Below are 15452 nucleotides of genomic sequence, written 5' to 3' on the forward strand. Positions count from 1 at the left end.
AGACAGGCGGCGGCGGGCACGGCCTCCGCGATCCGGCCGCGGGCCGCAGTCGCCAGGGCGAGCGCGACCGGGACGGTTTCGGCGGCCGCGATGCCGTAGCTGTAGACGTGGTCGACGATCTGGTGCTCCAGCAGGGGCACGACGCCGAAGGCCCCGTCGCCGTCGTGCGCCAGTTTGAGCGCGTGCCGGGCGTTGCGGCCGATCTCGGTGGACTCGGGAAGCTCGGCCAGCGCGGCCGTCACGCATGCGTCGACCGCCGCCCCGGTCAGCGCGAGTGACACGGCCGCGGCCATGGCGCGGGCGCCGTGCACCCCGTCGCCGTCCTGGGTGTAGCGGGCGTCGAACTCGGCCAGTTCCGCGGCGAGTCGGGGATCGCCCGGATGTGCCACGGCAAGGACGCAGGCCCGTACGCAGGCCGCGTCGTCGAAGTAGTGCGGGTTGTCGTGACCGGTGGCGGGCGGGCGCAGACCGGTGGCGAGGTTGCCGAGACCCGCGCGTACGGAGATGCGGGCGCGCAACGGCAGCACCGCCGACTCGACCTCGGGGGCACGGTCGGCCGCGGCGGCGACCTCGGCGGCCACCGCGTTCCAGGACAGGTCGATGGCCGCGCGCATCCTGCGCTGCCGGTCGAGGTCGCCGAGCGCACTGTCGTCCCCGGCGCGCAGCACGGCCTCCGCCGCGAACGCCGCCCACTCGGCGTCGTCCGACGGCCCGAGCCGCAGCGGCTCCGGCGGCTGGTTGAGGGCGATCGGCACGGGCAGGGTGGTGGTCGCGTTCTGCTCGGCGAAGGTGTCCAGCTCCCGGGTCAGCCGCCGGGTCCACTCGGGCATCCGGGCGGCCCGGTGCCGGGCGGCGGGCCACCCGGCGGCATCGCCCGCGGCGAGCCCGAGCAGGAGTCCTTCGACACGACGGGCGCCCGCCTCCGAGGTCACGACTCCACCTCGCCCTCGTCCACCACGTCCACGTACGCCGCCTCGGCATAGCCCGCCGGCCCGCGCGGCGCCCACGCGTCACGCCGTGGGGGTCTGTTGTGCCGTACGGGATGGTCGGGGCTTCCGGGATCTTGGGGCTGTACGGGCTCGCCTGTCCTTACGGGATGGTCGTGCCGTGCCGGACCATCGCGCGGCGCGGATTCGTGGGGCCGTGCGGGATTGGTGAGGTGTCCGGGCTGGTCATGCCCTGCAGGCTTGTTGTGCCGTACGGGATGGTCGGGGCTTCCGGGATTTTGGGGCTGTACGGGCTCGCCTGTTTTTACGGGATCGTCCTGCCCTGCCGGATCACCGCACAACGCGGCACCGTTGTGCCGTACGGGATTGTCGGCGTGTGCGGGATCTTGGGGCCCTACGGGATCATCGGACCGCGCTGACTCGTCGGCCCGTGCGGGATGGTCGTGCCGTACCGGGTCGTCGTGCCGCGTGGGCTCGTGAGGCCGTGTGGGATGGTCGTGCCGTACCGGGTCGTCGTGCCGCGCGGGACCGTTGTGCCTTACGGGATCTTCGGAGCGCGCGGGGTTGCCGTGCCGTACGGGACCGCTCTCCGGCACCGGATCACCACCCCGTACCGGATCACGACTGTGTACGGGGCCGTCCCCCAGAAAGGGACCCCCACCCCGTACCGGAACATCACCCCGCAGGGGACCACCGCCCCCTACCGCATCGCCACCCCCGACGCGCCCCCACCCGCGTACGCCAACCCCTGCCCCCCACACCCCCGCGATGCCCGCCCCCCCACTTCCCCCCGTCCCCCGGCGTCAGCAGTTCCGCCACGTCCAGTACGTGATGGCCCTCCATGGACGGCAGGCAACGGCCGCGTGCCGGGCCGATCGCCGCGGCCCATTCGGCCGGGATCGCCGAGACACCTTGGGTCGCACCCGCCAGGGCGCCCGCGACCGCCGCCGTGGTGTCGGCGTCCCGGCCCATGTTGACCGCGGTGAGCACCGACTCGGTGAAGTCGCCGTCCGCCGCCGCGTACGCGCCGAAGGCCAGGGCCACCGCCTCGGGTGCGAGGTCCGTCCAGGGGTAGCCGCCGATCACCACCGCGGAGCGGACCGCGCGTGCGCCCCGGTGGGCCACGGTGACCGCGCGGCGCAGGGAGCGGGCCGTCCACGAGTCGTCCGGCACGACCGCGAGGGCCGAGGCCACCACGGCGGTCACCGGTGCCCCCGCCATCGCCGCCGCGACCCCCGCCGCGACCGCCTGGCCGCCGTAGATGCCCTCCCCTTCATGGCTCACCGAGCCGTCGATCGCCACCAGCCGGGCCGCCTCCGCGGGGCGGCCCGCGGCGAAGACGCCGAAGGGTGCCGCCCGCATGGCGAGACCGTCGCTCCAGGCGTGCCGGTGCTGTGCCGAGATGGGGGCCGCAAGCCCCCTCCGGAGGTTCTCCAGCGTGCCGCGTTCGCTGAACCCCGCCCCACGGAAGGGCCCCTCGTCGCGGTCCGCGATCCACTGGTGCCAGGCCGACTCGACGTGCGCCACGGTGAGCGCCGAGCCGTGCCGGGCCAGCAGCAGTCCGGAGAAGATCGCGTACTCGGTGTCGTCCGTGCCGGAGGGCGGCTCGGCGACGTACCCCGTGATGCGGCCCCAGCGAGCGCGGATCTCGGACGGCTTCATGTTCTCGGCGGGCGCGCCCAGCGCGTCCCCCACGGCGAGGCCGAGCAGCGCGCCGCGCGCCCGTTCGCGGACACCGGCGGCGTCCCCGGGCGCCGGGGCCGGGGGACTGCAGGCGATGGAAGCCATACGGTGCCTCTCCTCTCAGGGCACCCCCCTTTTTTCTCGGGGAACGGACCCTCTGCCTCTCCGGGCGCGGACCCCTTTGCGGATCTGTCCCACCGGAGCGGCCTCCCGGAGCCTCGGACGCCTCAGCATCACCCGTCCGACATATGTGCAGTGATCATCACGGATGAGCGCCCTAGGAAAAGGTGCAGGTTAGCCCAGCCTTTCCTTGCTGGCGGAAGGGAAATGCAAGGCGTAGGTTCTGTGTTGTCGAAAGATAGAACGTGTCCAAACTTAGTTTTGCCTAAGCTTCCCTGGGGGGCCCGCATGGCCATCATTGACACCGAAGCGACGCTGCACGAGGCGCACCGCGACAACCACACCCACCGCGATGTGAACGGTGGCTGGCTGCGCCCGGCCGTCTTCGGCGCGATGGACGGCCTGGTGTCCAATCTGGCCCTGATGACGGGTGTCGCGGGCGGATCCGTCAGTCAGCAGACCATCATCATCACCGGGCTCGCGGGCCTGGCCGCCGGGGCCTTCTCCATGGCCGCCGGCGAGTACACCTCCGTCGCCTCGCAGCGGGAGCTCGTCGAGGCCGAACTCGACGTCGAGCGACGCGAGTTGAGGAAGCACCCGGAGGACGAGCAGGAGGAGCTGGCCGCGCTGTACGAGGCGCGGGGCGTCGAGCCCGCGCTCGCCCGCGAGGTCGCCAGGCAGCTCTCCCGCGACCCCGAGCAGGCCCTGGAGATACACGCGCGCGAAGAACTCGGCATCGACCCGGGCGATCTGCCCTCTCCGCTGGTCGCCGCCGTCTCCAGCTTCGGATCGTTCGCGCTCGGCGCGCTTCTGCCGGTCCTGCCGTATCTGCTCGGCGCCCACGCCCTGTGGCCCGCCGTGCTGCTCGCACTCATCGGGCTCTTCGCGTGCGGCGCGGTCGTGGCAAAGGTGACGGCGCGATCCTGGTGGTACAGCGGGCTGCGCCAGCTCGTCCTGGGCGGTGCCGCGGCGGGTGTGACGTACGTCCTGGGCAGCCTGTTCGGTACCGCCGTAGGATGACAAGTGCGCTACTTATGCGAGGGACCGCATAAGTAGTCGTTACTCGGCGGTTTCGATTGCTTAACCACCGGGCATGAGCCGTAAGCGCCGCGGGCAATGACGCCTGCACCGCACACATCGCGGTGGGCGACGAAGCCTGCCGCACCCCGGGTCGACGGACACCGATCTGTCCGGATGTGCCCCCTGACTCCATCGCCGTACGTGGAACCCGCGCCACGCCCCGGCGATGTCCGCATGTTGGAACGGCCTATCCGGTTCCCGAGAACCGCTCCATCATGTAACCTGCACGAAATTTCGCCACCATACGCAGAGGGCCAACGTCGTCCCTCGGCACTTGCACATGCCACATGACGACGACGGGAGAGCCGATGCGTACGCCGCGCCAGCCGTCCCAGCACTCCAAGAATGGCCAGAACTGGTCGTTCATGGATGCTCGCCCTGCTGCGCAGGGTATGTACGACCCCCGCAACGAGCACGACGCCTGTGGCGTCGGCTTTGTGGCCACCCTCACCGGCGAGGCGAGCCATGCGCTGGTCGAGCAGGCGCTCACGGTTCTGCGCAACCTGGAGCACCGCGGTGCCACCGGCTCCGAGCCCGACTCGGGTGACGGCGCGGGCATTCTCTCCCAGGTTCCCGACGCCTTCTTCCGCGAGGTGGCCGGATTCGAACTGCCCGAGGCGGGCGCGTACGCCGTCGGTATCGCCTTCCTGCCCGAGGACGGCACCGCCGAGGCCATCTCGCAGATCGAGACGATCGCCGCGGACGAGGGCCTGACCGTCCTCGGCTGGCGCGAGGTCCCGGTCGCCCCCGAACTGCTCGGCGCCACCGCCCGCTCGACGATGCCCGCCTTCCGTCAGGTCTTCGTGACCGACGGCGAGTCGAAGGGCATCGACCTCGACCGCAGGGCCTTCGTGCTGCGCAAGCGCGCCGAGCGCGAGGCCGGCGTCTACTTCCCGTCGCTGTCCGCGCGCACGATCGTCTACAAGGGCATGCTGACCACCGGTCAGCTGGAGCCCTTCTTCCCGGACCTGTCCGACCGCCGCTTCGCCACGGCCATCGCGCTCGTCCACTCGCGCTTCTCCACGAACACCTTCCCGAGCTGGCCGCTCGCCCACCCGTACCGCTTCGTCGCGCACAACGGCGAGATCAACACGGTCAAGGGCAACCGCAACTGGATGCGCGCCCGCGAGTCCCAGCTGGTCTCCGACCTCTTCGGCCCGCAGGAGAAGCTGGAGCGGATCTTCCCGATCTGTACGCCCGAGGCGTCCGACTCCGCCTCCTTCGACGAGGTGCTCGAACTCCTGCACCTCGGCGGACGCTCCCTGCCGCACTCCGTGCTGATGATGATCCCGGAGGCCTGGGAGAACCACGACTCCATGGACCCGGCCCGGCGCGCCTTCTACCAGTACCACTCCACGATGATGGAGCCCTGGGACGGCCCGGCCTGCGTCACCTTCACCGACGGCACCCAGGTCGGCGCCGTGCTCGACCGCAACGGTCTGCGCCCCGGCCGCTACTGGGTCACCGACGAGGGCCTCGTCGTCCTCGGTTCCGAGGTCGGTGTCCTCGACATCGAGCCCTCCAAGGTCGTCCGCAAGGGCCGTCTCCAGCCCGGCAGGATGTTCCTCGTCGACACCGCCGAGCACCGCATCATCGAGGACGACGAGATCAAGGCGACCCTCGCCGCCGAGCAGCCCTACGCGGAGTGGCTGGAGGCCGGCGAGATCGAGCTGGGCGACCTGCCGGAGCGCGAGCACATCGTGCACACCCACGCCTCGGTCACCCGCCGCCAGCAGACCTTCGGTTACACCGAGGAGGAGCTGCGCGTCATCCTTGCGCCGATGGCCAAGACCGGCGCCGAGCCGATCGGCTCGATGGGCACCGACTCGCCGATCGCCGCGCTGAGCGAGCGCCCGCGTCTGCTCTTCGACTACTTCACCCAGCTGTTCGCCCAGGTCACCAACCCGCCGCTGGACGCGATCCGCGAGGAGCTGGTCACCTCCCTGCGCTCGTCGCTGGGACCTGAGGGCAACATCCTCGAGCCGACGGCCGCCTCCTGCCGCAGCGTCACCCTGCCCTTCCCGGTGATCGACAACGACGAGCTGGCCAAGCTCATCCACATCAACGCCGACGGCGACATGCCGGGCATGAAGGCCGCGACGCTCTCCGGTCTGTACCGGGTCTCCGGCGGCGGTGACGCCCTCGCCGCCCGTATCGCGGAGATCTGCGCCGAGGCCGACGCCGCCATCGACAACGGCGCCCGCCTGATCGTCCTCTCGGACCGCCACTCGGACGCCGAGCACGCCCCGATCCCGTCGCTGCTGCTCACTGCGGCCGTCCACCACCACCTCATCCGCACCAAGCAGCGGACCGAGGTGGGCCTGCTCGTCGAGGCCGGTGACGTCCGCGAGGTCCACCACGTCGCCCTGCTCATCGGCTACGGCGCCGCGGCCGTGAACCCGTACCTGGCGATGGAGTCCGTCGAGGACCTCGTCCGCGCAGGGACGTTCCTGCCGGGCATCGAGCCCGAGAAGGCCATCCGCAACCTGATCTATGCCCTCGGCAAGGGCGTCCTGAAGGTCATGTCCAAGATGGGCATCTCGACCGTCGCCTCCTACCGCGGCGCCCAGGTCTTCGAGGCCGTCGGTCTCGACGAGGCCTTCGTCGAGAAGTACTTCAACGGCACGGCCACCAAGATCGGCGGCGTCGGCATCGACGTCATCGCCAAGGAGGTCGCCGCCCGCCACGCCAAGGCGTACCCGGCCTCCGGCATCGCTCCCGCGCACCGCGCGCTGGAGATCGGCGGCGAGTACCAGTGGCGCCGCGAGGGCGAGCCGCACCTGTTCGACCCGGAGACGGTCTTCCGCCTCCAGCACTCGACCCGCACCAAGCGCTACGACATCTTCAAGAAGTACACCGACCGGGTGAACGAGCAGTCCGAGCGCCTGATGACGCTGCGCGGCCTGTTCGGCTTCAAGTCCGACCGACCCTCGATCTCCATCGACGAGGTCGAGCCGGTCTCCGAGATCGTCAAGCGCTTCTCGACGGGCGCCATGTCGTACGGCTCGATCTCCCGCGAGGCGCACGAGACGCTCGCCATCGCCATGAACCAGCTGGGCGGCAAGTCCAACACCGGTGAGGGCGGCGAGGACCCGGAGCGCCTGTACGACCCGGCGCGCCGTTCGGCGATCAAGCAGGTGGCCTCCGGCCGCTTCGGCGTGACCTCCGAGTACCTGGTCAACGCGGACGACATCCAGATCAAGATGGCCCAGGGCGCCAAGCCCGGCGAGGGCGGCCAGCTGCCCGGCCACAAGGTCTACCCGTGGGTGGCCAAGACCCGTCACTCGACGCCTGGTGTCGGCCTGATCTCCCCGCCGCCGCACCACGACATCTACTCGATCGAGGACCTGGCCCAGCTGATCCACGACCTCAAGAACGCCAACCCCGCGGCACGTATCCACGTGAAGCTGGTGTCGGAGGTCGGCGTAGGCACGGTTGCCGCGGGTGTGTCGAAGGCGCACGCGGACGTCGTCCTCATCTCCGGCCACGACGGCGGTACGGGCGCGTCCCCGCTGACCTCGCTGAAGCACGCCGGCGGTCCCTGGGAGCTGGGTCTCGCCGAGACCCAGCAGACGCTGCTGCTCAACGGCCTGCGCGACCGCATCGTCGTGCAGACCGACGGTCAGCTCAAGACCGGCCGTGACGTGGTCATCGCCGCGCTGCTCGGCGCCGAGGAGTTCGGTTTCGCGACCGCGCCGCTCGTCGTCTCCGGCTGCATCATGATGCGCGTCTGCCACCTGGACACCTGCCCGGTCGGCGTCGCCACCCAGAACCCGGTGCTGCGCGAGCGCTTCTCCGGCAAGCCGGAGTTCGTCGTGAACTTCTTCGAGTTCATCGCCGAGGAGGTCCGCGAGCTGCTCGCGGAGCTGGGCTTCCGCTCCATCGAGGAGGCCGTCGGCCACGCCGAGACGCTCGACGTCACCCGGGCCGTCGACCACTGGAAGGCGCAGGGCCTGGACCTGGAGCCGCTGTTCCACGTGCCCGAGCTGCCCGAGAGCGCGGTGCGCCACCGGATCGTCGCCCAGGACCACGGCCTGGAGAAGGCGCTCGACAACGAGCTGATCAAGCTCGCCGCCGACGCCCTGGCCGCGAACTCCCAGGCCGAAGCCCAGCCGGTGCGCGCCCAGGTCGAGATCCGCAACATCAACCGCACGGTCGGCACGATGCTCGGCCACGAGGTGACGAAGAAGTTCGGCGGCGCGGGTCTGCCCGACGACACGATCGACATCACCTTCACGGGTTCGGCGGGCCAGTCCTTCGGCGCCTTCCTGCCGCGCGGTGTCACGCTGCGCCTGGAGGGCGACGCCAACGACTACGTCGGCAAGGGCCTGTCCGGTGGACGCGTCATCGTCCGCCCGGACCGGGGCGCCGACCACCTCGCCGAGTACTCGACGATCGCGGGCAACACCATCGCGTACGGCGCGACCGGCGGCGAGCTGTTCCTGCGCGGTCGTACGGGTGAGCGGTTCTGCGTCCGCAACTCCGGTGCGCTCGTGGTGTCGGAGGGCGTGGGCGACCACGGCTGCGAGTACATGACCGGCGGCCACGCGGTCGTGCTCGGCGAGACGGGCCGCAACTTCGCGGCCGGTATGTCGGGCGGCATCGCGTACGTCATCGACCTGAACCGCGAAAACGTCAACGCGGGCAACCTCGGTGCCATCGAGGCCCTGGACGACGCGGACAAGCAGTGGCTGCACGACGTGGTGCGCCGCCACGCCGAGGAGACCGGGTCCACGGTCGCCGAGAAGCTCCTTGCCGAGTGGTCCGTCGCCGTGGACCGCTTCAGCAAGATCATCCCCAGCACGTACAAGGCAGTGCTCGCCGCCAAGGACGCCGCCGAGCGAGCCGGTCTCTCCGAGACCGAGACCCACGAGAAGATGATGGAGGCGGCGACCAATGGCTGACCCCAAGGGCTTCCTGACGCACGGCCGCGAGGTCGCCAAGTCCCGCCCGGTGGGCGAGCGCGTCAAGGACTGGAACGAGGTCTACGTTCCCGGCTCGCTGCTCCCGATCATCAGCAAGCAGGCCAGCCGGTGCATGGACTGCGGCATCCCGTTCTGCCACAACGGCTGTCCGCTGGGGAACCTGATCCCCGAGTGGAACGACTACGCCTACCGCGAGCACTGGACCGAGGCGTCCGAGCGCCTGCACGCCACCAACAACTTCCCGGAGTTCACGGGCCGTCTGTGCCCCGCTCCGTGCGAGTCGGCGTGCGTGCTCGGCATCAACCAGCCGCCGGTCACCATCAAGAACGTCGAGGTTTCGATCATCGACAAGGCGTGGGACAGCGGTGACGTCAAGCCGCAGGCCCCCGAGCGTCTGTCGGGCAAGACGGTCGCGGTCATCGGCTCGGGCCCGGCCGGCCTGGCCGCCGCCCAGCAGCTCACGCGGGCGGGCCACACGGTCGCGGTGTACGAGCGCGCGGACCGCATCGGCGGTCTGCTCCGCTACGGCATCCCCGAGTTCAAGATGGAGAAGCGGCACATCAACCGCCGTATCGAGCAGATGCGCGCGGAGGGCACCCGCTTCCGTACCGGCATCGAGATCGGCCGCGACCTCAAGGCGACGGACCTGCGCAAGCGGTACGACGCCGTGGTCATCGCCGCCGGTGCCACCACGGCCCGCGATCTGCCGGTCCCCGGCCGCGAGCTCAAGGGCGTCTACCAGGCGATGGAGTACCTGCCGCTGGCCAACAAGGTCCAGGAGGGCGACTACGTCACCGCCCCGATCTCGGCCGAGGGCAAGCACGTCGTGGTCATCGGCGGCGGCGACACGGGCGCGGACTGCGTGGGCACCGCCCACCGCCAGGGCGCGGCCTCCGTCACGCAGCTGGAGATCATGCCGAAGCCGGGCGACGAGCGGAACCCGGTCGCCCAGCCCTGGCCGACCTTCCCGATGCTCTACAAGGTCACCTCGGCCCACGAAGAGGGTGGCGAGCGCGTCTACTCCGTCTCGACGACCCACTTCGAGGGTGACGAGGACGGCAATGTGCAGTGGCTGCACCTCATCGAGGTCGAGTTCGTCGACGGCAAGCTGACCCAGAAGCCGGGCACGGAACGCAAGATCCCGGCCCAGCTGGTGACGCTGGCGATGGGTTTCACCGGCACGGACCAGGAGAACGGTCTGGTCGAGCAGTTCGGCCTGGCGCTGGACGAGCGCGGCAACATCGCCCGCGACGCCGCCTTCCAGACGAACGTCCCGGGTGTGTTCGTGGCGGGCGACGCCGGCCGCGGCCAGTCCCTGATCGTGTGGGCGATCGCCGAGGGCCGCTCGGCGGCCCGCGGCGTCGACCGCTTCCTCACGGGCGCCAGCGACCTGCCGGCCCCGATCCGCCCGACGGACCGCGCGCTGATGGTCTGACGGACCGGACAGAAAGTGACCTGACGGTCACTCACATACGTCCCGTACAAAGGTGTACGGGCGGGCCGCCCGGGGGATTCCCCCAGGCCCCGTAGACGGCGCCTGCCTACCAGTCCCCGACCGGACGATGGGGCAGGCGCCGCCGCATGTGCCGTTCCGCTCAGCCCGTCAGTTCCGTCACCTTGCCCACCGTGAGCAGCACCAGCAGGACCAGGAGTCCGAGGCAGGCGGCCGCCTGGATCATGCCTCGGCGCGGGCCCCGGGGTACGCAGGCGTACGCCGATGTCACCACTCCGCACGCCGGCAGGCTGCCGAGGTGCGCCTGCCAGGAAATGAGCCCGGCGGAGATCAGCAGCCACACCGGCAGGCCCGCCATGAAACGGTTGACGGTGCTCATGCCGGCGCCGAGACGGCGGACCCGAACGCCCCCTGGTGGGCGGCAGATGCAGGAACGCGCCGGTCAGCAGCTGCTCCCACTGCCCGCCGACGACACCCTCCGCATACAGTTCCGAGGGATACGGGTACTCCCACAGGTAGTGCCCGCCCCCCGGCCCCCGAAGACCGGCCCCGAGCATCGCGAACCGGTCCACGATCGCGGGCGGGGGACCCCCCTCACACACTGGGCCCGACGGCCGCCTCCGCGCATACAGTCAGAAAGGCCGGGCTACTGTGGCGTAGCCTCGGCCTTCCCGTACCGGAACCGAAGGGAGCCACGCATGACCGCGATCAGCCTCCGCAAGGTGGAGGAGACCGCTCCCGCGCTGGTCAGCCTGTACAAGACCGCCGGGGTGTCTCTCACCAAGCACGGGCTGGGCGGGCAGCGGGCCGCCGTCTATCTGGTGGTCGACCACTCCGGGTCCATGAAGCCGTACTACAAGGACGGCAGCGTGCAGGCGCTCGCCGACCGGGTGCTCGGGCTGTCCGCGCACCTCGACGACGACGGGAGCGTGCCGGTCGTCTTCTTCTCGACGGACATCGACGCCGTCACCGACATCTCGCTGACCGACCACCAGGGGCGGATCGACCGGATCGTGGCCGGGCTCGGACACATGGGCAAGACCAGCTACCACCTGGCGATGGACGCCGTCATCGACCACTACCTCGACAGCGGTTGCGTGGACCCCGCCCTCGTCGTCTTCCAGACCGACGGCGGCCCCATCAACAAGCCGGCCGCGGAACGCTATCTGTGCAAAGCCGCCAAGCTGCCGATGTTCTGGCAGTTCATAGGGTTCGGGGATCCGGGCAGCAAACAGTTCGAGTTCCTGCGGAGGCTCGACGAGCTCCCGGTGCCGCACAAGCGGGTCGTCGACAACGCCGGGTTCTTCCACGCCGGTCCGGATCCGCGGAAGGTGTCCGACGCCGAGCTGTACGACAGTCTGGTGGGCGAGTTCCCGCAGTGGCTGGCGGCCGCGCGGGCGCGGGGGATCGTGGCCTGATCGCGCCGTTCGCCCCCTTGGTCCGGCCCGCCGGCCGTGCCACTCTGAGGTGAACCGTGGGGGAGGCGGTCCATGGACGGCGCACGAACGGTGAACGAGGCAGCGGACGGCAGGAGTTCGCGACGGGGACGGGCGGGCGGCGGGGAACGGCTGGCCGACTGGGCCGACGGACGGCTCGGGGTGTACACCCTCGCCAAGGCCCAGATGCGCAAGGTCTTCCCGGACCACTGGTCCTTCATGCTGGGCGAGATCTGCCTCTACAGCTTCCTCATCCTGATCCTCACCGGCATCTACCTCACGCTCTTCTTCGAGCCCAGCGGGGCCGAGGTCGTCTACCACGGCTCGTACGGCCCGCTCAGCGGCATCGTCATGACGAAGGCGTACGAGTCGACCCTCCACATCAGCTTCGACGTGCGCGGCGGGCTGCTCATCCGGCAGATCCACCACTGGGCGGCCCTCGTCTTCGTGGCCGGGATGCTCGTCCACATGATGCGGGTGTTCTTCACCGGCGCCTTCCGCAAGCCCCGCGAGCTGAACTGGCTGTTCGGCTGGACCCTGTTGATGCTCGGCCTGATCACCGGCCTGACCGGCTACTCGCTCCCCGACGACCTGCTCTCCGGCACGGGCATCCGCTTCGCCCAGGGCGCCATCCTGTCCGTGCCGGTCGTGGGAACGTATCTCTCGTTCTTCCTCTTCGGCGGCGAGTTCCCCGGCCACGCCATCATCTCGCGCCTCTTCCCGGTCCATGTGCTCCTGCTGCCGGGGATCATGCTGGGCCTGGTCGTCGCCCATCTGATCCTGGTCTTCTACCACAAGCACACGCAGTACCCCGGGCCCGGCCGGGACAACAAGAGCGTGCTCGGCATGCCGTTCCTGCCCGTCTACATGGCGAAGGCCGGCGGGTTCTTCTTCCTCGTCTTCGGCGTGCTGGCGCTGCTCGGCGGGATCGCCACCATCAACCCCGTGTGGGCCTTCGGGCCCTACCGGCCCGACCTGGTCACCACGGGCGCGCAGCCCGACTGGTACCTCGGCTTCTCCGAGGGCCTGATCCGGGTGATGCCGGGATGGGAGATCAACGCCTGGGGCCACACACTGCAGTTGGGTGTCTTCATCCCCTTCACCCTCTTCCCGCTCATCATGCTGGCCATCGCGCTCTACCCGTTCGTCGAGGCATGGGTGACCGGCGACAGACGCGAACACCACATCCTGGACCGGCCGCGCAACGTCCCCGTGCGTACCGCCCTCGGCGCTGCCTGGCTCGCGCTGTACGGGGTGCTGCTGATCGGCGGCGGCAACGATCTGTGGGCCACCCACTTCCATCTGTCCATCAACGCGATCACCTGGTTCGTGCGGATCGGGTTCTTCGTCGCCCCGGTCGTGGCGTTCGTCGTCACCAAACGCATCTGCCTGGGACTGCAGCGCCGTGACCGCGACAAGGTGCTGCACGGGCGGGAGACGGGACTCATCAAACGGCTCCCGAACGGCGGGTACATCGAGGTCCATGAGCCTCTCCCGCAGGCGCAGCTGTTCACCCTCACCCAGCACGAGCAGACACCGCCGTACGAGATCGGGCCGCTCGTGGACGCCAACGGCGTCGCCCGCCGTGTCGGACCGGGACGCAGGCTGCGTGCCCGGCTCTCCCGGGCGATGTACGGGACCGGCGCGCGGATCCCCAAGCCGACGGTGGAGGAGCACCGCGCTCTCACCGGGGAGGGCGAACACCGTTGAGGACGGCGGCCCGGCACTCGGCCGGCGCGCCCCAAGCCGTGCGCAGCGCCCGGGCCTTGGTCAGCCAGAGGGAGAGGCCGTACTCGGCGGTGTAGCCGATCGCGCCGTGCAGCTGGAGTGCCGTCCGGGCGGTCGTGTACGCCGCCTCGCAGGCCGCGACCTTGGCGGCGGCGACGTCCGCGGGGCTCATCGACAGGGCAGCCCCGAAGAGCAGCGGCCGCGCGAACTCCAGGGCGATCTTCGCATCGGCCAGGCGGTGCTTGACGGCCTGGAACGAGCCTATGGGCACACCGAACTGGACCCGCTGCTTGACGTACGCCACGGTTCGGTCGAGGAGTGCGCAACCGACGCCGAGGGCCTGCGCGGCCGTCGCCAGACGGGCCCAGGTGACGGCGTCCGGGGGGAAGCCGGGGGAGAGGAGTTCGCCGCCGGGGAGCGGGGTCGCGAGCCGGCGGGCGGGATCCAGGGATGGCCGTGTCTCCGGACGGCAGCCGGGGGACAGCCACAACTCCCCGTCCCTGAGCACGAGGACGACATCGGCCGCGTCGCCGTCCAGCGCATACGGCGCGCCCACCGTGGCAAGCGCCTTGCCGGAGGCCAGCTGGGGCAGCAGCCGTTCGGCCGGCCCGGGCAACCCCGAGAGCAGGGCGGCTGCGAGCACCGTCTCCACCACCGGGCCCGGCACCGCATGGCGCCCCAGCTCCACGAAGGCCACGGCCAGCTCGACGGGCAGCGGGCCCACCCCCTCGTACGCCTCCGGGACCGCCAGCGCGAAGACGCCCGCCTCCGCGATCCGCGACCACAGCGCGCGCCCTGCCCTGTGGTCGCCCGCACCCCAGGACCGTATGACCGAAGGTGTTCCGGCGGCGGTGAGCAGGGCGTCCAGCGAGCGGGCGAACGCGCGCTGTTCGTCGGTGAGCAGAAAACGCATCAGCGGCGGCCCTTCGGCAGGCCGAGCAGACGCTCGGCGATGATGTCGCGCTGGATCTCGTTGGTGCCGGCGTAGACAGGGCCCGCCAGGGAGAAGACATAGCCCTCCGCCCAGTCGGTGTCCGCCGACTCGCCCTCGGCGCCGAGCAGATCGAGCGCCGTCTCGTGCAGCGCGATGTCGTACTCGGACCAGAAGACCTTGTTCAGGCTGGACTCCGGACCGGGCGGCTCGCCGTCCAGGTAGCGGGAGGCACCCGCGTAGGTGAAGAGCTGGTAGGCGCGGGCGCCGATCAGGGCGTCGGCCACCCGGTCGCTCGCCGACGCCGGGCGGCCCTGCGCCTGCCACAGTCTCAGCAGCCGGCCGGCGGCGGCGAGGAAGCGGCCGGGGGAGCGGAGGGTGAGCCCGCGCTCGTTGCCCGCGGTCGCCATCGCGACCCGCCAGCCCTGGCCCGGCTCACCGATCACGTCCTCGTCGGGGACGAAGACATCGTCCAGGAACAGCTCGGCGAAGGCGGGCTTTCCGTCGAGGCGGCCGATCGGGCGCACCGTGACACCGGGCGCCCGCAGGTCGAACATCAGATAGGTCAGCCCTTGGTGGCGCTTGGGAGCGTCCGGCGCGCTGCGGAACAGTCCGAACGCGCGGTCCGCGAAGGCCGCCCGCGACGACCAGGTCTTCTGGCCCCTGAGCAGCCAGCCGCCATCGGTGCGGATCGCCTTCGAGGTGAGTGACGCCAGGTCCGAGCCCGCCTCCGGCTCGGACCACGCCTGCGCCCAGATCACCTCGCCGGAGGCCATCGGCGGGAGCACGCGCGCCCGTTGCTCCTCCGTCCCATGGTCGAACAGGGTCGGTGCCAGCAGGTTGATGCCGTTCTGACCTACCCGGCCGGGCGCGCCTGCCGCGTAGTACTCCTCCTCGAAGATCAGCCAGCGTACGAGCCCCGCGTCCCGTCCGCCGTGAGCGGCCGGCCAGGACACCACCGACCAGCGGTCCGCGGCGAGTTCCGCCTCCCAGGCGCGGTGCGCCGCGAATCCCTCCTCGGTGTCCAGGGAGGGGAGCGGAACCGCGGGTACGTGCGCCTCCAGCCAGGCCCGCGCCTCGGCGCGGAAGGCCTCGTCGGCGGGGGAGTGGGTGAGGTCCACGGTCGCCATCCTTCCCTAACAAGTGTTT

Annotated in this window: 10 protein-coding genes; 5 read left to right on the forward strand and 5 right to left on the reverse strand. The window is 70.7% G+C overall.

Annotated features, from left to right (window positions below):
- A partial coding sequence (locus ABT186_RS33010; RefSeq protein ID WP_351928202.1) for an ADP-ribosylglycohydrolase family protein occupies positions 1–932 on the reverse strand: 932 nt, incomplete at its 3' end.
- 690 nt (positions 933–1622) lie between these two features.
- Positions 1623–2735, reverse strand: coding sequence for an ADP-ribosylglycohydrolase family protein (locus tag ABT186_RS33015; RefSeq protein WP_351928204.1), 1113 nt, complete (start codon positions 2733–2735; stop codon positions 1623–1625).
- 303 nt (positions 2736–3038) lie between these two features.
- Between ABT186_RS33015 and ABT186_RS33020 the strand changes: the two genes are divergently transcribed.
- From ABT186_RS33020 to ABT186_RS33030, 3 genes are all read left to right on the forward strand, one after another.
- Positions 3039–3770, forward strand: a complete 732-nt coding sequence (locus tag ABT186_RS33020) for a VIT1/CCC1 transporter family protein (RefSeq protein ID WP_351234134.1) — start codon at positions 3039–3041, stop codon at positions 3768–3770.
- A gap of 368 nt (positions 3771–4138) precedes the next feature.
- Positions 4139–8734 (forward strand): glutamate synthase large subunit, encoded by a 4596-nt coding sequence (gltB, locus tag ABT186_RS33025; protein ID WP_351234147.1) that lies wholly within the window; start codon positions 4139–4141, stop codon positions 8732–8734.
- On the forward strand, positions 8727–10190 hold the full coding sequence (locus ABT186_RS33030; RefSeq protein WP_351928206.1) for a glutamate synthase subunit beta: 1464 nt from the start codon (positions 8727–8729) through the stop codon (positions 10188–10190). Before gltB ends, ABT186_RS33030 begins: the two co-directional genes overlap by 8 nt.
- A 160-nt stretch (positions 10191–10350) precedes the next feature.
- On the opposite strand, the gene ABT186_RS33035 is transcribed toward ABT186_RS33030, so the two are convergent.
- Entirely contained in the window at positions 10351–10587 is a 237-nt protein-coding gene (locus ABT186_RS33035; RefSeq protein WP_351928208.1) for a hypothetical protein, read from the reverse strand.
- Positions 10588–10906: 319 nt separating this feature from the next.
- Between ABT186_RS33035 and ABT186_RS33040 the strand changes: the two genes are divergently transcribed.
- Positions 10907–11626, forward strand: coding sequence for a vWA domain-containing protein (locus ABT186_RS33040; RefSeq protein WP_351928210.1), 720 nt, complete (start codon positions 10907–10909; stop codon positions 11624–11626).
- A 72-nt stretch (positions 11627–11698) separates the two neighbouring features.
- Positions 11699–13354, forward strand: a complete 1656-nt coding sequence (qcrB, locus tag ABT186_RS33045; protein WP_351234128.1) for a cytochrome bc1 complex cytochrome b subunit — start codon at positions 11699–11701, stop codon at positions 13352–13354.
- Here the strand turns inward: qcrB and ABT186_RS33050 are convergent.
- Entirely contained in the window at positions 13329–14285 is a 957-nt protein-coding gene (locus tag ABT186_RS33050) for an acyl-CoA dehydrogenase family protein (protein WP_351234127.1), read from the reverse strand. The two genes, qcrB and ABT186_RS33050, sit on opposite strands and share 26 nt — an antisense overlap.
- Positions 14285–15424 carry an acyl-CoA dehydrogenase family protein gene (locus tag ABT186_RS33055; protein ID WP_351928212.1) on the reverse strand — a complete coding sequence of 380 codons (1140 nt, stop codon included), beginning with the start codon at positions 15422–15424 and terminating at the stop codon, positions 14285–14287. The genes ABT186_RS33050 and ABT186_RS33055 overlap by 1 nt, the downstream gene beginning before the upstream one ends.
- Positions 15425–15452: the final 28 nt, after the last annotated feature.

The organism is Streptomyces sp. NPDC001634 (assembly GCF_040298185.1).
Classification (GTDB): Bacteria; Actinomycetota; Actinomycetes; order Streptomycetales; family Streptomycetaceae; genus Streptomyces.